The organism is Gemmatimonadota bacterium, from assembly GCA_026705765.1.
GTDB lineage: Bacteria > Latescibacterota > UBA2968 > UBA2968 > UBA2968 > VXRD01.
This window is the reverse complement of sequence record JAPPAB010000111.1, coordinates 1-22345: the sequence shown is the minus strand read 5'-3', so window position 1 is coordinate 22345 and position 22345 is coordinate 1. Positions and strand designations below refer to the sequence as shown.

The window sequence follows — 22345 nt, the reverse complement described above, 5'->3', positions numbered from 1 at the left end:
AACCCGCTCCCTGAAGGGGGCGGGTTTTTGTTTGTTTGAGCCTGTCAGTTGAGCTAATTCAGCGAATGGCTAAGGCACAGCCGACCATCCCTGCCTTTCACTTGCGTTTTTTTGGTGGCGGTTTTGAAGTCGCACATCAAGTAAGATGGGATATTGCAAAAAAGGCAGGCTCTGTCAGTACGCACATGCAGGGGGTTGTGGAATGGGGGGCAGGTGGTTATATTTACCGCAGGCGGCTGAAGGAGAGAGAAGGGAAGATGTAGAAAACAGATGATTCGCCAAAAATTAAGCCTGCCCAATGAGGATTGAGAGATGGCCCTGTTGACAGATGAAGAACTGTTAGAGACGCTTGAGAAGCAGTTGCCAGCTTTGCTTGAACGGCATCCCGAGATGGAATTGCGAATCTACGCGGCTTTTATACGGACTTTTGCCACGAAGGAAGAAGTGGCGGCTGTGCTTTCTGAATTGCGCGATTTTCGGGGCGAATTTGATGCGTTTCAGTCAAAAACTGAAAAGTTTCAGTCGGGAATGGAAACATTTCGGTCGGAAGTTAATGATCGGTTTGAGAAAGTTGATGAACGTTTTGACCTGATGGATCAGCGGTTTTCCGATCTGAGAGATTGGGTCGAAATGATTGTGGGGCGTTTCCAAACGCGGTCTGGAAGAAAACTCGAGGATGTTGTTGCGGGCACGATGAGATTGGTACTTGGACGAGATGATGTTTTATCTGAGCATGTTCGCCTGCGACAGCCTCTTGAAGATGCAGATGGCATGATCGGACCTTCAGGACGCCGCTATGAGGTCGATATTCTGGTCGATAACAGCACGTTGCTGGTATTTGAGGTGAAGTCTGTTTGCGAGGTGGAAGATGTGGATCGCTTTGCCGATAAAGTGGGGTTGATGCGGACATTGCATCCCGATAAAACAGTCGATGGCGTGATCGTAACAATGGCACCGCTTGATGAAGTCGAGACGCGGTGTGTTGAATGGGGCATCAAGTTGGTGCATTGAGAACCCCGTTTCACTACCCAACGGGCGGGTACGGGGACACTACTATATTATCGAAGATTTGAACAGATCTGACCACTGATGGCTGATAGCTAAACTTCCACATCAAATTTTTTTGCGGTTTCGCAAATTTGTTCCCAGGTTGTGTCTTCTATGGGGACTCCGTTTGCCTCGCGTTCACAGCCGGTGCGATAGGAGCGTTCGCCCGGTACGAGTATTTCGTCAAATCCCGGCGCGGTTTTTGCCGATTTTACGTAGTCGATGAATCGTCCGATTTCGGCTTTAAAGTCGGCGATGGGCTGGAACGCATCGATGCGAATGGCCTGTACAAATAGGGCGTTGCCCGTTACGGGTGAATTTTCGCGGGTGCAACCGGCGGGCGATAGGGCGCCGGACAAGATGTCGAAGATGAATGATAGGCCATATCCTTTGTGGTCGCCAGAGGGGGTTAGCGCGGCATTGCCGTGTACGTAGTCGGCGGGGTCAGTTGTGGGGTTGCCTTCGGCGTCGATTAGCCAGTTTTCGGGTACGCGCTCGCCCCGGGCCAGTGCGACCCGCATTTTGCCACCTGCCGCGGTTGCGGCGGTTAAGTCCAGTGAGATTGGAAAATCGCGATCCGAAGGGAATGCAACGGCGAGGCAATTCGCGGGCAGGATGCGTCCCAGTCCTCCCCAGGGTGCCATGGAGAGGTCGGCGCCGTGACCGTTGTTGCTCATCAGTCCGGCCATGTTTTCAGCCGCGGCGAGGACGGGATAGACACCCAATCGCCCGATGTGATTGCACTGGTGTACTGTTGCGATGCCGACAGCACTTTTTTGGGCTTTTTGGATGGCGATGTGCATGGCTTCTGTTGCGGTTACGTGCCCAAATCCCCAGTGCCCGTTTACGACGGCTGTTGCATCGGTTTCTCGCTCGATTTCCACGGTTGTTCCGAGTTGTATTTGACCGCTCTGTACTCCGGAGACGTATTGCGGAATGCGGACGACGCCGTGCGAGTCGTGTCCCGCGAGATTGGATGATACGAGCAGGTCAGCCACGATTCGGGCTTCTTCGGGCGTTGCGCCTATGCGTTCGAAGACTTCGCGGCCAATGCGCCGCAGTTTATCGGGGTTGAAAATTGGCATGGGGTTTATCCATCATAAGCTGCGGCGATTTCGTTTGCGTAAATTTCTTCTATTCTCCCGGGTACGACCTTTTTCAATCCCCGCGTGAGGGTTCCCGTTTCTTCGCTCAACTGGTCCGACAGGATCAGTACTTTTTGCGGGCGCTCGTGCGCGGGAAGGCCAGATGCCGTGGCTTCTTTTAATAGTTGCTCGCGGATGCGTTCGGCTATTGCGGGATGGCTGCACAGGGCTTCCTCGTCTGTGGGCAGATCGGGAATATCTGTTTGCAGTTGAGCTTCTTCTACATTTACGGTGACGACGGGTAGGGGGAATGTGCGGGTCTGATCGCCGCAGATTAAGACGTGTTCGATGAGCGATACGCGGGCGAATATGCGTTCGAGGCGTTCGGGGTTGACAAATTCGCCGTTGCTCAATTTAAATTGTCGTCCAACGCGTCCCTGGAAGGTCAAGAATCCCTCGTCGTCCATGCTGAATAAATCACCTGTGCGATACCACACTTTGCCCGCTTCATCGGTTACGAGTACTTCGGCGGTGCGTTCGGGGTCGTTGAGATAACCCGTCATGACGTGGTTGCCGTGTACCCACAATTCGCCAATGCCATCGCCACTGCCGCTGTAGGTTCCTGTGTTTGGATCACCGTGGGCGATTTCTTCGCCTGTTTCGGAGATGATTTTTACTTCTTGTAATGGCTTTCCAACGGTGCCTGTTTTTTGTCCGGTCAGGACATTTGCCGCGATCAGGGGGCTGCATTCGGTGACGCCATAGCCTTCGAGCGAGGTGATGTCCAGTACGTCCTGGAAAAAGTCGAGGGCTTCGGGGTCGGCTTTTGCCGAGCCGACGATTAACAATTCGAGGCGGCTGCCCACGCGTTGGGAGAGTTTTTCTTTGATTTGTCCGACGACCTTTTTGCCCAGTGTGGCATTGACGAGGCGGTCGATGATTGATGCTTCACCGCGTGCAATGCGCTGTTTGGCGCGCAGTGACCGGGCGATTAATGTGCCTTTTGCACCGCCGGCATCAATTTCTTTTCGCACATTGCCAAATACTTTGTCTAAGATCAGGGGGACGGTTAAAAAGCCTTCGGGTTCAGAGTATCGGATATCCACGAGTACGCGATCCGGCGACCGCGCCAGGTCCAGTGTCCAGCCTTTTGCCAGGGGGTAGTAGATATTCAATATGCCCATGGTGTGGTAGTCGGGCGCGGATTTGAATAAGATGACCGGGTCGCGGTTGCTGATTGTATCCCATACGGACAGGATATTGCCGACGAGATTGCGATGGGTTTGTACCACGCCTTTGGGTAGTCCCGATGATCCCGATGTGTACACGATTTTCGATTCGTCATCGGGTTCTATTGCTATGTCTGGCGGCGGTGATTCCGCGCCTTTTTGGATTAAGTCAAAAAATGAGCGTGTGTTATCGCCCTGTCCTTCTGTCAGGACGATCTGAGGGGGATTGGTCAGTTGGTCGCGTACGCGTTCGACCTGTTCTAAACTTCTCGTATCTGTGAACAAATAGGCGATGCCCGAATGGTTGATGCTGTGTACGAGCAGATCGTCGGGCAATTTGTTGCAGATTGGCACTGCGGATAATCCCAGTATGTCGCAGGATAGGAAGACGAGTACGGATTCCAGACCGCCATCGGTCAGTAGCCCGATGCGCTGCCCTTTTTCCAATCCTATTTGCGCCAGACCCGATGCCAATCGGTCTCGCTGTGCCTTTAATTGCCGATATGTCAACGGCACGTATTGCAATCGCCTTTCGCCGGGTTCCTCTGGCTGGCGCAATACGCGAACCGCCGTGCGGTCCGCATGCTGTTCAAAACTGTCGTTCAATAAGTCTTTGAGTGTTTCGCTCATGGTTGGGTCCTCCCGTTTTTGGCCATTATTTTTCGGCATCAATATATCCCTTAGCGACCATTTCATCAACCAATTCTTGTACGCGGTTCCATAGAATGGGCGCGCCGATTGAGATGTGGCTGTTGCTTTGCAAGACGCGTTCGGCTGTGATTCCGTGCTCTTGCCAGGCGCGTCCTTGAGTATTGCAATTGTGTAGAAAGGGTTGGAATCGGTCTATCGCGCCTGCGAATTTTGCTTCGGGGGTTTCTTTTGCTTCAAATTCTTCCCACAATGCGCGTATTTCTGCGCCCTGTTCTGGAGGTAAGAGCGCAAAGATGCGGTCGGCGGCTTTTGCTTCGCGTTCGGCTTTGTCCGCGTTGCCCGATTCGTCGTAGAGAAAGGTGTCGCCCGCGTCGATTTCCACGAGGTCGTGTACCAGTGCCATTTTGATTACTTTCAGGATATTCACTGGTTCGGGCGCATATTCCACGAGGATGAGCGCAAACATGGCAAAATGCCAGGAGTGTTCGGCGTCGTTTTCTTTTCGCGTTTCGTCGAGCAAATAGGTTTGCCGAATGATTTGCTTGAGTTTATCGATTTCGAGCAAGAACGCGATTTGTTGTTGTAATCGGTCGGTCATGCTTCTCCCACAATTTTCATTATGCCGGTTAGTTTTTCACCGGGTTGGAGGCGTATCAGGCCCGCGTCGATGCCCTGGTTTTGCAGGTTGAAGGCGTTGGTGACGCAGGTGTAGGGTTCAAAGCAGATAATGGGACGGATGTCGGGGGCGTAGAGTACGAGTTCTCGAAATGCGTCATTGGCTTCCATTGCGATGGTGACGCCTTCGGTTGGGTCGGTGTATTCACATCGGCTCCATCCATCGGTCAGAGATACGCCGGACCAGACGTTGTCGTAATACCGGTCTTTCAAGGGCGTGGTTTCGCGTACGTCAAATATGGTGCCGTCAACGGGTAGGATTTCTCCTGTGGGTATCGGGTCGTCGCGCAAGGGCCAGTACGTTGAGGCTGGCATGCGCACGGTACACAGGTCCCGGTTGCCACTTTCAGTGAGGGGTAGAGGGAAATAGGGGTGGATGCCGAGGCCGACGGGCATGTCGCTATTGCCGATGTTGGTGCCTTCAAATTCGAGGGATAGTACGCCGTCTTTCAGGCGATATGTTACCCGTGCTTCAAAGGGGAAGGGAAAGTGTGCGCCGATTTCCGGGAAGTCCGTCGATGTGAAGACGCTGGTTATCCAGGCACCTTCTGAGGTGCCGGTTTCGACTACGCGCCAGGGGCGTTCGTGGACGTAGCCGTGAGATGCGTGTTCGTCCGGGGCAGGGGTTTCGAGCTGGTATTCCGCGCCGTCAAATGTGAATTTGCCGCTGTCTATGCGGTTGGGCCAGGGGTATAAGATGGGGGTGCCGTATCCGCTGGCGCGGCCTTTAAGGGTGTCGGGATCGGGTGGGGAGTAAATGAGTTCTAATAGCGCATCGCCTTTTGGGATTTTGTACGAGATGCAATTGTTGCCCACCGATGGTAGGATGCTGGCTTCACAATTGGTTTCGAAATCGCGCAGTACGTAGAGTGCGTGTCCGTGGAAGTTTTCTTTTTGTACATCATATTGCGCCATTGTTCCCCCTTTACTGCGGCAAGGGCCAGGCTTCGCCGGCCATGAAGCCACCATCTACGTAGATGGATTGTCCGGTGACGTAATCCGATGCGGGCGCGGCGAGGAATACGGCTGTGCCTGCCAGGTCTTCGGGTGTTGCCAGGCGTTTTATGGGCAGACGTGATTCGGCCCATTCGCGCATTGTATCATCTTCCCAGAGCCGCTCGGTCAATGGCGTGACCACAAAGCCCGGGCATATTGTGTTTACCTGGATGTTGTGCTTGCCGAGTTCTAATGCCTGGGCTTTGGCGAGTTGCCCGACTGCGCCTTTGGTGGCGGTATAGACCGAAATTTGCGATAAGGACCAGTCGGTTGTCAAAGAGCCGATGTGGATGATTTTGCCCTGTTTGCGCGAGATCATGTGTTTGACTGCGGTCTGTGTTAAGAAGTAGAGGCCCTTCAAGTTGACGGCCATGATTTCGTCGTAGTGTTCTTCTGTTACGTCTTCAAATGGTTCGCGTATGTTCATTCCCGCGTTGTTGACGAGGATGTCGATTTGTCCATACGTTTCGAGTGCTGTATCGACGCCACCGCGCACGGAATCCAGGTCTTTCATGTCCATTTCATAAGCGATTGCGTCGCCTCCCGCATTTCGAATTGCGGCTACGACTTCGTCAAGTTGAGATCGGGTGCGCGCAGCACATACAATTTTTGCGCCCTGCGCAGCCAATTCCTCTGCTATGCCGCGTCCAATACCACGCCCCGCTCCAGTTACTATGGCGACACGACCTTCGAGTGAAAACAATGACATTAATACCTCCTGAGAATACTGTAGGAATTAAAAATTAAGAATTGATGTTACGCAGTACATCAGATAAGATATCACAAAAGGCACCCTCACAAAACCCCATTACTCAAAGCCATTATGCACAGCGCGTGAGTCCGTCTCGCAGTGGATATCTTTATGGCATCCCAACTGTGCAGGCCACTGCATGGTGTACTATCACAAAAACGATTTGCGCTGTGCCAGCCCCTCGGCGTTTGAGAGCGGCATTTTTTGCTTACTTTTTTTTGCTGCTGAAAAAAAGTAAGTCGCCGAAGGCATAAAAAATAAAAAAGATAGCATTATCGCCAATACTTTCGACATAACTTTCTTCGCCTTCTCGCACAGTTTTACCAATTTAATTTTTCATTTTCTTTCAAACTGCCGCCGCAGTATTTCCCACAAGGGGTTTGGTCCTCTCGGTTTGAGAGGTTCTGGGTCTTTGCCCTGTTCAATGGCCTGCCAGTAACGCCAACCCATTTTTTGACCTGGCGCGATTTCGTAATCGAGTCCCGTCCATGTGCCAGTACCGCGAAAGGCATAAAAAGCCCAGTGCCAGTTGCGCTGGTTATAGATTTCGATGAGGTCGGCCATGTATGCTGCCGCGCCTTCGAGGCGACGGTCGTACCAGAATTCTGATGCGATGATTCGGTGTGCGGGTATGTTGTATTGTTCGGAGAATTTTTGTACCGCGTGCATTTGCTGGGCAAGGCGATCAATGGTCCAGGATTCCGTTGGCCCGTTCCACGATTTGGGCACGCGGTCTGGATAGGCGTATCTGCCTTGATTGACGCGATAGGTTACCATTTGCCAGGGTCCGGGGTTGTGGAAGGCGTATAAGACCTTGTCATCGTCAACGGGGCGATTGTATTCGAATGCCCTGGGAGATGCATAGAACCAGCCGTCGAGGATGATGGGGGTGTCCTTATCTACGGATCGGATTGCTTTGACCATTTCCCGGTTGAATTGGTTGAGATCGGCTGGCGTGTTCTGGATGCGTTTGAACCACTGGGCGAATTTTTCGTCTGGCGTATCAAAGCCGAATGCTTTGTCCGGGTGTGGTTCGTTGAGGGGGTTGTAGGCGACAATGGCGGGGTGTGTTTTCAGGCGTGCGGCGAGTTGGCGCCAGAATTCGAAGGCTTGTAGATGATATTTTTTGTCTTTCCAGAGCCGCGCATCGTCCCGGTCGTTGTTCAGTTGTTTCCAGCGGGCGCCGGGTAAGCTGACCATTGTAAGGACGACTTTGATGCCGTTGCGTTCGGCTTCGTCGAGTGCTTTGATCAATAGGGATAGATCGGTTTCGTTGATTGCTTCGAAGTTGTCCGCATTGCCGATCAGGAAGTCCCTGCCTTCGGAGGGCCATGCGTCGGGTAAGATGCGCACATAGTCCAATCCCAATTCTCCCGCTGCAACGTACCATTCGGGACGGTGTTGTGCATTTTGTTGATTGGCGCCTTTGCGCTGCGCATTCCAAAAGTCGATTTTGGAAGGGTCGGCCAGGGCACTGCTCGTAGAGAGGAATGCGACGGATAGCAATATGCGAAAAATCATTTTTATCTCCTTTTAATGCTTTATAGTTTGACGAATCGGTTGCTCACAAGACAGAGATAGGCCTCCAAACTGCTTTAAAACAAAAGGGAATTATATACGAGAATAACCAGGTAGTAGTGATGTGTGGTGTACCATTTGCTCAAAAAACGAAACCACCTAAGTAGTTAGGCGGTTTCTACAGGTGCATAGACATATTTTTATTTTTTATTTTCAAACTAATGTCCTCACTGATATCAGTGACACTTCAAAAAGTCAAGCATTCTTTTGAAAAAATAAAGCGTTTTTACTAATCACGTATCGTTCTTACCTATTTTCAGACTTGTCTATATTCTGAGAATATTGTTCGTAGAAATCTCTTACATCTGTTGATGTAAAGGGTGACCTGAGAAGCCCTTCACCAATTTTCCGCAATAGTTCTTCAGAGACTGCTGGCTGTTTCTTTCCGTTAGATAAGAGATGTTCGACCTGCCATTCTGCAAGTAAGAGGGCATTATCATAGGCTATGACTGATTTTTTTATGATAAAAGGATGCTCCCCTGGGTAGAGTATGAGCGTTTGTTCTTTTCTTGCAGTCCACGATGTGACATTCACAATGATGGTTTTTGGTTCTCTTCTTTTGTCATTTACAAAGTCTGTCAGAAATATACATAAATGCTCACCTCCCCAATCAGGGCAAATAACGCAGGTGCCCGCTAATCCCATGCTTATCTCGCCCCGACAAAGGTTTCAAATTTCGCTTTAAATGTGAGGTCTTTTTTTACTTCTTCTAAGTCTTCACCTGTCCAGCCTACGGCCTGAAGGAGTGTTTCCCATTTTATTGGTCCAGACGATCCTTCTGTATCTTTAGACTCGGGTAAGGCCTGAAGGTATTCTTTTAATTCTCCAAAAGTTTTATGTCCAAATTCCTCAAAGATTTCATGGATCAAACCGATCTCAGCAGGGGAGAGATCTCCTACACCCGGACATAAACCAGATAGACTAACGGTGTCTCCGTAGTTTGAAAAAAATTGAGACCAATAGCTGGAGGTAGAAGAGATCTCCTTTAGATTTCGCTTTGGTGGATCAATAAGGTCATACGTATGGCTGGGAGTGGGACCAGGACCAGCGGGATCGTACGGAAAATTCGCTGGTGTATCATAAGTTACAGAGTGTCCCCAAAGCTCCAATGCCTTTCTATCGACAAGGTAGATTAGCTTGAGGAGTTTGTACTTGTCAATACTTTGACCGCCATTGTGCTTTATCAGTAAGGCAGCAACTTGGGTAGCCTTCCGCTCTTTGAAATGGGGAATCTGCATGGTAGGCATAAATACCTCCTGTTATTTATGTGTTACATAAATAATATATACTATTTTTTTCTATAGCAAATTTTTTGTTTTATATAAGGAGATCTATGGATTTTCTTGAGCTGCATTACCCTGTTTCAATACCTGCCAACACATCCTTCAAAAATCGTCCGGTGTGCGAGGCGGTGACAGATACCACATCTTCAGGCGTGCCGCAAGCGATTAAATTGCCACCGTCTTCTCCGCCTTCTGGTCCCAGGTCGATGACCCAATCGGCGGTTTTGATTACGTCCAGATTGTGTTCGATTACGATTGCGGTGTTGCCCGCGTTGACGAGTCGGTTGAGTACGTCGAGCAGTTTCTGGATGTCGGCAAAGTGCAGTCCCGTGGTCGGTTCGTCGAGGATGTACACGGTTTTCCCGGTGCTGGGTCGCGCCAATTCGCGCGCCAATTTCACGCGCTGAGCTTCGCCGCCGGAGAGCGTGGTCGATGCCTGTCCCATTTTGATATAGCCCAGGCCCACGTCAAATAGGGTTTGGAGTGAGCGCTGGATGCCGGGTATGTGGGTAAAATGCGATAGGGCTTCGGCTACTGTCATGTCCAGAACATCGGCGATTGATGCGCCTTTATAGGTTATGTCGATTACATCGCGGTTGTAGCGCTTTCCGCCACAGGTCTCACAGGTGACCCACACGTCGGGCAAGAAGTGCATTTCTATACAGCGCGCACCCAAACCCGCACAGGCGTCGCACCGCCCGCGTTTGTGATTAAAGCTGAAATGCCCGGTTTTAAATCCGCGCACCTGGGCGTCTGGCAAGCTGGCGTACAGGGTGCGTATTTTGTCGAATACTTTGACATAGGTTGCGGGGTTGCTGCGCGGCGAATAGCCAATGGGTGTCTGGTCGATGTTGATTACTTTGTCGATGCGTTCCAATCCCAGTACATCGTCGTGTTCTCCCCAGGCTTTTTGTGCGCGGTTCACGCGGGCGGCGAGTGCGCCGAAGAGGACGTCGTTGACGAGCGAACTTTTGCCCGATCCCGATACGCCGGTCACGCAGGTCAAGGTGCCCAGCGGAAATGAGACATCGACGTTTTTTAAGTTGTTATGCCGCGCGCCTACCACGCAAAGTGATCCCCGTTCGGGGTTTCGCCGCTCATCGGGGACCTCGATTTGCAGATCGCCCGCGAGATAATGCGCGGTTATTGAGCCGTTGTCGGTTTTCAATTTGCGCGGATTGCCAGCGGCTACGATGCGCCCGCCTTCAACACCTGCGCCGGGCCCAAAGTCCAGAATGTGATCTGCCTGGTTCAGGGTCTCGCGGTCGTGTTCGACAATGAGGAGCGAGTTGCCCAGGTCGCGCAGTTGTGCCAGTGCAGCCAACAACTGGTGGTTGTCGCGCTGGTGCAGGCCAATTGTCGGTTCGTCGAGTACGTAGAGGACCCCGGTGAGACCGGATCCGATCTGGCTCGCCAGGCGAATGCGCTGTGCCTCGCCGCCCGATAGCGTGGGTGCTCGCCGTCCCAGATTCAAATATCCCAGGCCTACTTCGTCGAGAAACCGCAGGCGGCTCTGGATTTCGTGCAATACCTCTGCGGCGGCTTCGCGCGCCTGTCCTGCCAGAACCATTGTGTCGAAATAGGTGCGCACTTCGCGGATGGGCATTGCCACCAGTTGGGGCATTGTTTTGCCGAATAGTTTTATTGCTGTACTTTCAGGCTTTAGACGGGTTCCCTTGCAGGACGGACACGGCACATCCTGGATGAAGTCACCCATTAGCCGACGGAATCGCGGCGCTTGCCGCACCAGGGTGTCGATTGTTGGAAATAGTCCCTTGAATTGGAATGAGAGATTGTTAGTGGTTTTTAGCCACTGTGTGTCCAGGCCGTATAAGATCGCGTGTCGTCCTTCCGCTGATATCTGCGCAAAAGGGGTGTGCAGGTCAAAGCCCGCGGCTTTGCCGACCGCAGATAGCATGTCGCCTATTTGTGTGTGCGGTTCTACTTTTCCCCAGGCGAGTACTGCGCCTTCGGATAGGGATTTGTGAGTGTCGGGGATCAATGTGTGAATGCCCATCCCGCGCTGCGTTCCCAGTCCTTCGCACGATAAGCACCAGCCTTCAGGGCTGTTGAATGAGAGATGCTGAGGGGTTATTGTTTCAAAACTGCGTCCGCAGGATGGACACGAGAGATGCTGGCTGAATCGCGTTTCTTCGCTGTCATCGGGCGATGCGACGATCAAAATGCCTTCTGAAATGTCCAGCGCGATTTCGATGGAGTCCGCGATGCGTTTGCGGTTCTTTTTTTCTGCGGTTACGCGGTCTATTAGAATTTCGAGTCTGTGAGTCTGTCTGTAATCGATCTCGGGTGGGTTTGACAGGTTGAAAACTGCGCCGTTGAGTCTGCCGCGCAAATAACCTTTGCGGCGAAAGCGGTTGATTAAGCTGGTATAATCTTCGCCTTTGCCGAGTTCTACGGGTGCGAGAAGGTAGAGGCGGCGTTTCATTTTCAGCACGCGCGCCACAATTTCCCGAACGGACTGGCTGCCTGCCAATACATCGCAATCTGGACAATAGGTATCGCCCAATAATGCGTAGAGTGCCCGCAGGTAATCGTACACCTCTGTTACGGTGCCTACGGTCGAGCGCGGGTTTTTGCTCGCGGCTTTTTGTTCTATGGCAATCGCGGGCGATAAGCCGATCACGCGATCGACCTTTGGCTTGGGCATTTGTCCCAGAAACTGTCGGGCATAAGCGGATAGGGATTCGACATATCGCCGCTGTCCTTCGGCGTAAATTGTGTCGAGTGCCAGGGAAGATTTTCCCGAACCGGATACGCCGGAGATTACGGTCATTTTTTCGCGGGGAATGGATACATCCACATTTTGCAAATTGTTCTCCCGCGCGCCTACAATGTCAATGGTCCGCACCTGGCCATTGGCGATTCGCTTGCCGTTTTTTGCAGGTGCAGGTGGCGTGCGCGATAGCACTTCGCCAAGTGCATGTCCCGTGTGGGAGTTGGGAGATTGCGTCAGGTGTTCGGGTGTGCCTTCTGCTATAATTAGTCCCCCGTCTTCGCCGCCTTCAGGTCCCAGGTCGATGACCCAATCCGCGGTTTTGATTACGTCCAGATTGTGTTCGATAACCACCACGGAGTTGCCCATATCCACGAGCCGATGCAATACGTTTAAGAGATTCTGGATATCGGCAAAATGCAGGCCCGTCGTGGGTTCGTCCAGGATGTACAGGGTTTTGCCCGTGCTCCTGCGACACAGTTCTTTTGATAACTTGACCCGTTGTGCTTCACCGCCGGAGAGCGTTGGCGCGGGCTGGCCCAATTTGACGTAGCCCATTCCCACATCGACCAGGGTTTGGAGAATGCGGTGAATGCCGGGGATTGCCTGAAAAAACAGATGCGCTTCTTCGACTTCCATTGCCAGCACATCGGCGATGGATTTGCCCTTGTACTTCACGTCCAGGGTTTCGCGATTAAAACGCCGCCCTTCACATACGGGACACGTTACCCACACGTCGGCGAGGAAGTCCATTTCGACGAGGTTTGCGCCATTGCCCTTACACGCTTCGCATCGCCCGCCTTTTACGTTAAAGCTGAAGCGTCCGGGTTTATATCCCCGTACTTTTGACTCGGGTAACTCGGCAAATAATTTTCGAATGGGATCAAATACACCCGTATATGTCGCTGCGTTGCTGCGCGGTGTGCGTCCGATGGGTTGCTGGTTGATTTCGATGACTTTGTCCAGGAGGTCTATGCCCTCGATGCAGCGGTGTGCGCCTGTTTCCGTTTCTGCGCGGTTGAGTTCTCGCGCGAGAGCGGGGTAGAGGATATCGGCAATTAGCGATGATTTTCCCGATCCGGATACGCCGGTGACGCAGGTAAATACGCCGACGGGAATTTTTGCGTCGATATTTTTGAGGTTATTTTGAGATGCGCCCCGAATCCATAAGTTGCGATGTGATACGGGTCGCCTTTTGGGGACGGCAATTTTTTCTCTTCCCGAAAGATAAGCGCCTGTCACCGAGCGGGTTCTTCTCGCCACCTGTTTCCACGATCCTTCGGCGACTATCCGACCGCCGAGGTGCCCGGGGCCGGGTCCAAAATCCACTACCCGGTCCGCACGGCGCATGGTGTCTTCGTCGTGTTCGACGACGATTACGGTATTGCCCACGTCCCGCAGGTGGCACAAGGCGTCGAGCAATCGCCGATTGTCGCGGTGGTGCAGACCAATTGACGGTTCGTCCAGCACATAGGTTACGCCTACCAATCCGGATCCGATCTGGCTGGCGAGGCGAATGCGTTGCGCCTCTCCGCCCGATAGTGTCGGTGCCGTGCGATTGAGTGTGAGATAGTCGAGGCCCACATCGAGGAGAAATTTCAATCGTCCGCGAATCTCTTTTAAGGCGTCTTCGGCGATTCGCGCCTGGGTCTCGGTCAATTTGAGGCTTTGAAAAAAGGCATATGCGCGATCGACTGTCATCGCGGTGACATCGGGCAGGGTCTGTCCTTCGATTTTGACGGAGAGAGCTTCGGGTTTCAAGCGCGTGCCTTCGCATACGGGACATATACCCACGCGCATGAAGGGTGCGAGACGTTTGCGTACTATCTGGCTCCGTCCCTCGGCGTACTGTCGCTCCATTGGGGGCAGGATGCCCTCAAACCCATCGCGATGGCGTTTTATGCTGCCGTTGCTGCGGCGCCATTCAAAGGTCATTTTGCCGTCTATGCCGTATAATAATGCCTGTTGTCCCTCTGGTGAGATGCGCTTATAGGGCGTTTGTAAATCTGCGCCATGGCGCTTCAACACGCCTGCGTAATAGTGAGATTTCCACCGATTTTTGGGCACGCCCAGCGGCGCGATAGCGCCCTCTATCACAGACAATTCGGGATTTGGGACGACTTTTGCCAGATCCATTGCATAGCGCGTGCCCAATCCGCGGCAGCCGGGGCACATGCCCTGTGGGCTGTTGAATGAGAACAATTGCGGTACAGGCTCCTGCGCGCTGCGCCCGCAGGTGGGACAGGAAAAGTGCGTGCTCAGCAGGAGGTCGTCCGCGCCCTCTGCGCTGACGATTATCGCCCCTTTGCCCATTATGAGACCGGCATCGACGGCTTCGCCAATGCGTCCCCGCATTGTTTTTTTTGCGATAACCCGATCGATTACGACCTCGATATCGTGTCTTTTGTAGCGCGCCAATTTCGGGGTTTGGGTCAATGTTGTGATCTGTCCATCCACGCGCGCGCGGATATATCCCTCTTTTTGCAGATTTTCAAACAGGTCGTGATACTCTCCTTTTCGGCCCTGTACGAGAGAAGATAGAATGTGAATGCGCGTGCCCTCACCCAGTGCCATGATTCGATCCACAATGCCGTCGCGCGTTTGCGCCCCAATTGGCGTATTGTCATGCGCGCAATGGGGGGTGCCTATTCGCGCAAATAATACGCGCAAATAGTCGTAGATTTCGGTTATTGTGCCCACGGTTGAGCGGGGATTGCGTCCTGCGGTTTTTTGTTCGATGGAAATCGTTGGGGATAATCCCGTGATTTGATCGACTTCGGGTTTTTCCATTTGCCCCAAAAATTGACGCGCATACGCGGATAGGGATTCCACATAACGCCGCTGGCCCTCCGCATAGATGGTGTCAAAAGCCATTGATGACTTGCCCGAACCAGATACACCGGTAAAACATATTAGCGCGTGTCGGGGCAATGTCAGGTCTATATTTTGCAAGTTGTGTACTCGCGCACCTTTTACGACGATGCTTTTTGTTTCCATAAGACTCCCAATTTTTAATTTTTAATTTTTTCGCATTCCAATATACTACACACACGTTCACCCATCAAGAGATAACTCATCAGGTGATTGCAATAAGGGAAAATCCTTGTCATAGGGCTTCTTTCGCTTTATACTTCCATTTGCCAATATTTGCCCTACTACGCACGGGGGACAGTATGACAAAAATTTTGACTATTGACAGTGAAGAAGCCGCTGTGAACCGAATTGTCAAGATTCTCGAGTCCAATGATTATCAAGCACAGAGCGCGACAACGTGGACCGAAGCGGTTGACGCGATTGCGCACGGACAACCCGATCTGGTGTTGCTCAATCTCGAGATGCCGATTGTTCACGGCGATGTGTTGGTCGAATTTATTCGCGAAGAAGGCTTTGAAATGCCGGTGATTGTGGTATCGTTTCCCGTTGAGGAAGCGGTAGCCACAGCACTCATGGAACAGGGTGTTTACAGTATTGTTGAAAAACCATTTGAAGACAAGACACTTATCGAAAAAATAGAACGCGTGCTCGAAATAGCTGAATCAGAAGAAGTAGAATCGGATATATCTGCAGATGCAGAAGAGGCTGAGGAGGGAGAGAAAGTATCGGAGGAAAGTATTGAAGAAGCAGAGGACGAGGAAGTACAATCGGAAGCGCCCTCTGATGATGAGGATAAATCAGAACCTTTCCTCAAGCAACCGCGCGATCTGAGAACTTCGTCGCCCACTAAGATGAGCAAGCGCAAAAAGATTATCATGTTCGCCATAATCGGGTTCTATGTTCTCATGGGGGTCTTTGCCATCATGTATTTTTTTACAGACGCAGTCCCGGCATTTGTAGGTCGGATACTCAGTAACTGGTAGAAAGGAGTTTTCAATGGGATTAAATGTCGCCGTGGTCGGTTTGGGAGGCATTGGCAACCGACACGCTACTATTTATAATGGTTACGACCAATGCAATCTGGTTGCTGTTTGCGATATAGACCAAAAACGCGCAGACGCCGCTGCGTCGCAATACGGTGTCAGGGCATTTTACACTGTGCGAGATATGCTGGACGCAGGCCTGGATATCACTGTGGCCAGTGTTGCGACTGCCGGTCATGAAAATGGTGGCGATCACTACAAACCCACGATGGAACTCCTGGAAGCAGGTGTCCATGTACTCGGCGAAAAACCCATTTCTAACAATATCGACGAAGCAAAAGAGATGGTCGCCAAAGCGCGAGAGAAAAATCTGCGCTATGGCATTGACCTCAACCACCGCTTTACACCTGCTGCTGCACGCGCCAAAGAATGGGTTGACCAGGGTAGGCTGGGCGAGATCAATATCATCAATATGACCATGTGGATCAATAATCCCCGAGAGACGTCGCCGTGGTTCCACATTCGGGCCCTGCACCCGCACTCTATTGACGTTATGCGCTACTTTTGTGGCGATATTGAAAAGGTGAGTGCCTTTTTTAAGCGCGGTCTGGACAAAGATGGCAATCGCCGCGTGTGCTGGTCGAATATGCAACTCAATATGCGTTTTGCAGACGGTACGGTGGGTAATCTCACCGGAAGTTATGACGCCACGGGGCCGGGTGGTTCTTATGGTCTTGAACGTCTCGAGGTGGTGGGGGCAGACGCCCGCTTTGTGCTGGAAGAAGCCTGTGAACGCCTGCATTTTCATCCCCGCCGCTCAATGGAACTCGAACGCTATGACTATATCGGCGGTATGATGGGGTTCAACGAGACATTTCAAAGCCGCATTGGGCGGTGGATAGAGCAAAATCTCGAAGACGCATCTCCCGAAGATATCGAGGGTTCGGGTGAAGAAGCACTCAAAGCACAGATGGTTATTGAAGCTGCGATAAGATCGTGGGAGACAGATGCGGTCGTTGCTGTTAAAGATGTGTGACAGGAGATAAAAACTCGGTGAAACCAATTACTACTTTTGTGGTCAAACCCTCGCTTCCCAAAGCGCTTCAGGGTCTCGAAGCACTGGCTTATAATCTGCGCTGGGCCTGGGATCCGGATACGATGGATCTCTTTCGACGCATTGATCCGATTCTCTGGGAAACAGTGTACCATAACCCGGTGCGTATGCTCAATGATATCAGCCAGGAACGCCTGAATCAACTTTCTGAAAATCCTGGATTTATGGCGCATTTTAAGCGGGTGTCTGAGTCTTTCCGCGCGTTTATGGATGGGGAGACTTATTTTCACTCTGCTCACGGCAAAACAGCGCCCGATGTTCAAATCGCCTATTTTTCTGCGGAGTTTGGTCTTACCGAGGGTCTGCCGATTTATTCGGGCGGTCTGGGTGTGTTGGCCGGAGATCACCTCAAGTCTGCGAGTACTCTGGGGTTGCCATTTTCTGCTGTGGGCCTGCTGTATCAACACGGCTATTTCAATCAGTATCTCACAAATGACGGTTGGCAGCAAGAAGAATATACAGAAAATGACTATTACGCGCTGCCCGTCCAGATTGTTCGCGATGAACGCGGGCGGGATGTTACCATTACCCTTGCATTTCCCGAGGCAGAAGCGCGGGTGCGGATATGGAAAGTGCAGGTTGGACGCATTCCTCTGTACTTGCTCGATACCAATTTGGTGGAAAACCCGCCAGCTATCCGCGAAATTACGGCACAACTTTACGGTGGGGATAGTGAAACGCGCATCCGACAGGAAATTTTGCTGGGTATTGGCGGCGTGCGCGCGCTCAACGCGTTGGGCATACAGCCCACGGTATGCCATATGAATGAGGGGCATTCGGCTTTTCTGGGGTTGGAGCGCATCCGGCAGGCGATGCACGACGACGGTGCCACATTTGATCAGGCCGCAGAGTACACGTCAGCAGGTCACGTTTTTACGACCCATACCCCGGTTCCGGCCGGGCACGATGTTTTTCCCGTTTCTCTAATCGAAAAGTACTTCAGGTCCTACGCGCATGAACTCGGTCTTTCCATGCCCGCGTTTCTCGCTTTGGGACAGGGCGGTCCCCAAAGATCCGGCGACGGTTTTAACATGACTGTGCTCGCGTTCAGGCTCTCGTCCTATCGCAATGGCGTCAGCAAACTCCACGGCGAGGTCTCGCGCAATATGTGGCAATCGCTGTGGCCCGGGTTGCCGAAGAATGAAATCCCCATTGCGTCGGTTACCAATGGCGTTCACATTGCTTCCCATATTTCGCAACAAATGCGCGCTCTTGAAGACAACTATATGGGGCCTCGGCGCCTGGAGGAGCCGCACGATCAGAGTGTATGGGAGACGATAGACCACATTCCGCCGGAGGAACTGTGGCGCGTCCACGAGCGCAGGAGAGAACGCCTCGTTGCATTTGCTCGGCAACGCCTCAGAAAGCAGTTGCAGCGAGAAACAGCGTCGTCAATCGATATGGCGCGCGCCGACGAGGTCCTGACTGCCGATGCGCTTACGATTGGTTTTGCCAGGCGTTTTGCAACGTATAAGCGCGCCACACTTTTGTTTCACGACCTCGAAAGACTCACGCGCATCCTGTGCAATGAAGAACGTCCTGTTCAGGTTATTTTTGCGGGCAAGGCGCATCCGCAAGACCACGCGGGGAAGGAATTTATTCAGGAAATTTTCAGTCTCACGCAGCGCGAGTATCTCCATCGGCGTCTGGTTTTTATCGAGAATTACGATATGTGTGTGGCGCGTTATCTCGTGCAGGGGGTCGATATCTGGCTGAATACGCCGATGAGACCCCAGGAAGCGAGTGGGACCAGTGGCATGAAAGCCGTTGCCAATGGTGCGCTAAATCTCAGTGTGCTCGATGGCTGGTGGGCAGAAGCGTATCAACCTGAATTGGGCTGGGAGATCGGTCACGGCAAAGAATACGACGATCCGGCGTATCAGAACCAGATTGAAGCGCGGGCAATTTACAATATTCTGGAGAAAGAAGCGGTGCCGCTCTTTTATAATCGCGGTGTGGATGGGTTGCCCAGAGGATGGATCGCCCGGATGAAGAGTGCTATGCGCGTGTTGTGTCCGAAGTTCAATACCCACCGCATGGTGCAGGAATATACCGAGCGGTTCTACTTGAAGGCGCATGCGCGATCGAGAGATCTTTCGGATAATAATGGCGCAAGAGCCAGTGCTCTGGCCGAGTGGAAGGATAGGGTTCGCCACGGGTGGAAGGATGTGGCGGTCCGTTCTGTAACGTCGAGCCAGACGCAAACATCGCATGTGGGCGATAAGGTCGAGATTCGCGCAGATGTCGCACTGGGCGACCTGGCTGTAGATGATGTGGCTGTCGAGATTTTTCACGGGCAGGTCGGCACAGAGGGGCAAATTGTCCAGGGTGAGCCGCTGCCGATGGTGCTTGTGGATCCCCATACTTTTGTGGGGCACCTGTCTTTACAAAAAAGCGGCCGATGGGGCTATACAGTTCGCATTCGCCCGCACCACCAGGACCTCAATTCAATATGTGATACCGGGTTGATTACCTGGGCGTGATGCTATGACCAAACTCTCCTCAAAATCCCTCGCAGATGATCCTGCCTTTGACGCATTTCTCCAGCATGCGCTTCAAAGTCGTTCCGATCACAATGTAGAACTCTTGACCCGCGCCTTTTATTTTGCCAGGAAGGCACATCAGGATCATTTTCGCAAGTCGGGCCAGCCGTATATTGTTCACGCGCTTGAGGTTGGGCGCATTCTTGTCGATCTCAATCAGGATACTGCAACTCTGGTGGCTGGTATTTTGCACGATACCATAGCGCACGGCACAGCAACCCACGCACAAATTGCACGTCATTTTGGTTCTCATATTGCCGATCTGGTTGACGGTGTGACCCGGATCAAAGATCTGTCCTTCCAGTCACAAGAGGCCGATCAGGCTGAGAATTTCCGCAAGATGTTTCTGTCTTTGATCAATGATTTGCGCGTTGTTCTCATTAAGTTTTGCGAACGTCTGCACAATATGCGTACGCTGGATCCCCTGCCTCCTGAAACGCGCGAGCGCATGGCGCGCGAGAGTCTGGATATTTACGCGCCTCTGGCGCATCGTTTGGGAATTGCGCGCATTCGGTGGGAGCTTGAAGATCTGGCTCTCAAGTGGCTCGAACCCGAAGCCTATCGCGCGATTAGGAAAAAGATCCGTCTCAAGAGACGAGAGCGCGAGGCCTATATCGAAGAGATGCGCGTGCCGCTGCAAAAAATGCTCAAGGAGGCAAATATCCGAGGGGAGATCGCGGGACGTCCCAAGAATTTTTTCAGTATTCACCAGAAGATGCAGACGCGTAGCAAAGCTTTTGAAGATATCTACGATTTGTTGGCTATTCGCATACTGGTCGATACGGTCCAGGAATGCTATCACGTTCTGGGTATGATTCACTCGCTCTATACACCGGTTATGCCCCGTTTTAAGGATTTTATTGCAACGCCCAAGAGCAATATGTATCAGTCTTTGCACACGACGGTGATAGGTCCGCGCGGGTTGATGATTGAGGTGCAGATACGCACCCACGAGATGCACCAGACAGCAGAGGAGGGTATTGCGGCACACTGGCTTTACAAAGAGGGGTCTCCAGAAAGGTCGGAACTCGATCAACACATAGACGGGCTTCGCAATCTGCTCGAGTGGCAGGGGGAGACATCGGATCCTCAAGAAATTATCGAGGAACTCAAGATCGATCTTTTTTCAAATGAGATTTATGTTTTTACGCCCCAGGGCGATTTGATTCAGCTTCCCGATGAGGCCACACCTGTCGATTTTGCCTTTGCAGTGCATACCGAGATTGGCAACCGCTGCGTGGGCGCCCGCATCGATAGCCAGATGGTGCCACTTTCTACGCCGCTTGAAACAGGGCAGACGGTTGAGATTATTACGTCGCCACACCAGCATCCGCACCGCGATTGGCTCAATTTTGTCAAGAGTGCCAAGGCGCGAAGTTGTATTCGCCGGGTTCTGCGCGAAGAGGCTTTTAATCAGACAGAGACTTTTACTGCTACCATCCAGGTTACGGGCAAGGATCGCACCAATTTGTTGTCCGATATGACACAGGTTATGTCCGATCTGGGTGTTCCCATTGTGGGTGCCAGTATCGAGACCCATCGCGAGGAATTTAACAACCAATTCCAGGTGGAGATCAAAGATGCCGATCACCTCGAAGAACTTCTGCAAAATCTCCGCAGGATTCCCAATGTCATGTCTGCTTATCGCCTTGAAGCCCCCCCGGAAAGTTCGTCTTGAGTAGTGGAATGGGGATAATAAAAAGCCGACGTTTGTGCGTCGGCTTTTTTATTTTCATCTGGTTTGCAGATGGGCGCTTACTCTGGTTCAAATAAACCCCACTTTGAGTCGGCTGAGTCCCTGATGATTTCCCTGTCCGAAAGCAGGACATGAAATCTGTATCGGCTGCCATTAACAGGCATCTGAGCATAGACCGAATAGCAACGCCTGCAAGCCGTTATCTTGATCTCTGTGTCGCAGGGGATGCAGTCCCAAACTCCCGAAGGTTTTCTTTTGCATCGCAGGCACTCTATTTGTTCGATCAGGTTTTTGTTGCGTTCCTGGAATTTCTCCAACTCACCAGAAATGACCATGGGACCTATATACGATACACCTGCAGAGTTGCACACCTTACAGAACGACTTTTCGTCACCATCCATCGTGCGTTTTTCACCCGAGAAGTCGTCGTACACCAGCAGGCAATGCCCACACGCGAAAATGCCCTCCACGTCTGGCTCGCGATTCTCAAAACGCCTGAAGTATGCCAGAATATCGGACTTGTCATTATCGGGCAGTTTTTCGAATGGTTGCATTTTGGTTCCACACTCGTGACAGCAACAGCCAAAGAATTTTTTTGCCCATCGACCAAAAGTCCCGAGGATTACGATGATGAGAATGGCCAAAATAATAAACGCTTCCACAGTCGGTTCCTCAGGTTAGTGGTTATCACAACGAACCTCTATATGTCTGGATACATTCCTGCACTGCACAGTATAAAATTTGGAGGCTCTTTCAGCAAGCCTGAATCACATGACGTATAACAAAATAAAAACCGCTCACTGAATTTAAGGAGCGGTTTTTGAATGATGAACAGAAGGGAAATCGCGTCACACATCCAATGGGTATAGCTTGCTGAAATTTACACTATTTGTGCCAATGTGAGTCTATTTAAAATATACCGCCTTAAAATGCTTTCAATACGTTTTTTAAAATGCGCTCTTCCCTTTGAGAAATATCATCTAACAAGGTGATAATCTTCAGAATACGTTCCACATCCCACGCTCTCTTGGCCTCCGCCAACGCTCGCAACTTAAGCATCATCAGATGAACCTGATGCGCCTTATGCTCAACCTCCTTATACGCCT

Annotated in this window: 17 protein-coding genes; 6 read left to right on the top strand and 11 right to left on the bottom strand. The window is 51.7% G+C overall.

What is annotated here, in order from left to right:
* Nucleotides 1–65 precede the first annotated feature (65 nt).
* Both OXH16_15575 and OXH16_15570 read left to right on the top strand, forming a co-directional pair.
* Nucleotides 66–263, top strand: a complete 198-nt coding sequence (locus OXH16_15575) for a hypothetical protein (GenBank protein ID MCY3682820.1) — start codon at nucleotides 66–68, stop codon at nucleotides 261–263.
* Between the two features lie 49 nt (nucleotides 264–312).
* Nucleotides 313–1011 (top strand): hypothetical protein, encoded by a 699-nt coding sequence (locus OXH16_15570; protein ID MCY3682819.1) that lies wholly within the window; start codon nucleotides 313–315, stop codon nucleotides 1009–1011.
* An 89-nt stretch (nucleotides 1012–1100) separates the two neighbouring features.
* Here the strand turns inward: OXH16_15570 and OXH16_15565 are convergent, their stop codons facing one another.
* The 9 genes from OXH16_15565 to uvrA form a co-directional block, all read right to left on the bottom strand.
* Nucleotides 1101–2132 (bottom strand): Ldh family oxidoreductase, encoded by a 1032-nt coding sequence (locus tag OXH16_15565; protein ID MCY3682818.1) that lies wholly within the window; start codon nucleotides 2130–2132, stop codon nucleotides 1101–1103.
* Between the two features lie 5 nt (nucleotides 2133–2137).
* Entirely contained in the window at nucleotides 2138–3991 is a 1854-nt protein-coding gene (locus tag OXH16_15560; GenBank protein ID MCY3682817.1) for an AMP-binding protein, read from the bottom strand.
* A gap of 25 nt (nucleotides 3992–4016) precedes the next feature.
* The gene (locus OXH16_15555) at nucleotides 4017–4610 is read right to left on the bottom strand and encodes an HD domain-containing protein (GenBank protein MCY3682816.1); all 594 of its coding nucleotides are present in this window, start codon (nucleotides 4608–4610) and stop codon (nucleotides 4017–4019) included.
* Complete coding sequence (locus OXH16_15550) at nucleotides 4607–5602, bottom strand: aldose 1-epimerase (GenBank protein MCY3682815.1); 996 nt, start codon at nucleotides 5600–5602, stop codon at nucleotides 4607–4609. Before OXH16_15550 ends, OXH16_15555 begins: the two co-directional genes overlap by 4 nt.
* Nucleotides 5603–5612: 10 nt before the next feature.
* A complete protein-coding gene (locus OXH16_15545; protein MCY3682814.1) occupies nucleotides 5613–6392 on the bottom strand; it encodes a glucose 1-dehydrogenase in 780 nt (259 codons plus the stop codon).
* 378 nt (nucleotides 6393–6770) lie between these two features.
* Nucleotides 6771–7955 carry a cellulase family glycosylhydrolase gene (locus OXH16_15540; GenBank protein ID MCY3682813.1) on the bottom strand — a complete coding sequence of 395 codons (1185 nt, stop codon included), beginning with the start codon at nucleotides 7953–7955 and terminating at the stop codon, nucleotides 6771–6773.
* 303 nt (nucleotides 7956–8258) lie between these two features.
* Entirely contained in the window at nucleotides 8259–8657 is a 399-nt protein-coding gene (locus tag OXH16_15535; protein ID MCY3682812.1) for a hypothetical protein, read from the bottom strand.
* A 2-nt stretch (nucleotides 8658–8659) separates the two neighbouring features.
* Nucleotides 8660–9259, bottom strand: coding sequence for a Panacea domain-containing protein (locus OXH16_15530; protein MCY3682811.1), 600 nt, complete (start codon nucleotides 9257–9259; stop codon nucleotides 8660–8662).
* A 106-nt stretch (nucleotides 9260–9365) separates the two neighbouring features.
* Complete coding sequence (gene uvrA / locus OXH16_15525; GenBank protein MCY3682810.1) at nucleotides 9366–15026, bottom strand: excinuclease ABC subunit UvrA; 5661 nt, start codon at nucleotides 15024–15026, stop codon at nucleotides 9366–9368.
* 176 nt (nucleotides 15027–15202) lie between these two features.
* Between uvrA and OXH16_15520 the strand changes: the two genes are divergently transcribed.
* Genes OXH16_15520 through OXH16_15505 form a run of 4 tightly spaced genes read left to right on the top strand, consistent with a single transcriptional unit; the run spans nucleotide 15203 to nucleotide 21221 of the window.
* A complete protein-coding gene (locus tag OXH16_15520; protein MCY3682809.1) occupies nucleotides 15203–15886 on the top strand; it encodes a response regulator in 684 nt (227 codons plus the stop codon).
* A 13-nt stretch (nucleotides 15887–15899) separates the two neighbouring features.
* A complete protein-coding gene (locus tag OXH16_15515; GenBank protein MCY3682808.1) occupies nucleotides 15900–16922 on the top strand; it encodes a Gfo/Idh/MocA family oxidoreductase in 1023 nt (340 codons plus the stop codon).
* Nucleotides 16923–16939: 17 nt separating this feature from the next.
* A complete protein-coding gene (gene glgP / locus OXH16_15510) occupies nucleotides 16940–19483 on the top strand; it encodes an alpha-glucan family phosphorylase (GenBank protein ID MCY3682807.1) in 2544 nt (847 codons plus the stop codon).
* 4 nt (nucleotides 19484–19487) lie between these two features.
* Nucleotides 19488–21221, top strand: coding sequence for a RelA/SpoT family protein (locus tag OXH16_15505; protein ID MCY3682806.1), 1734 nt, complete (start codon nucleotides 19488–19490; stop codon nucleotides 21219–21221).
* A gap of 77 nt (nucleotides 21222–21298) precedes the next feature.
* Here OXH16_15505 and OXH16_15500 read toward each other — a convergent pair whose 3' ends face one another.
* Both OXH16_15500 and OXH16_15495 read right to left on the bottom strand, forming a co-directional pair.
* On the bottom strand, nucleotides 21299–21793 hold the full coding sequence (locus tag OXH16_15500; GenBank protein MCY3682805.1) for a hypothetical protein: 495 nt from the start codon (nucleotides 21791–21793) through the stop codon (nucleotides 21299–21301).
* A 370-nt stretch (nucleotides 21794–22163) separates the two neighbouring features.
* Nucleotides 22164–22345, bottom strand: a 182-nt coding sequence (locus OXH16_15495; protein ID MCY3682804.1) for a hypothetical protein, incomplete at its 5' end; no start/stop codon positions are given.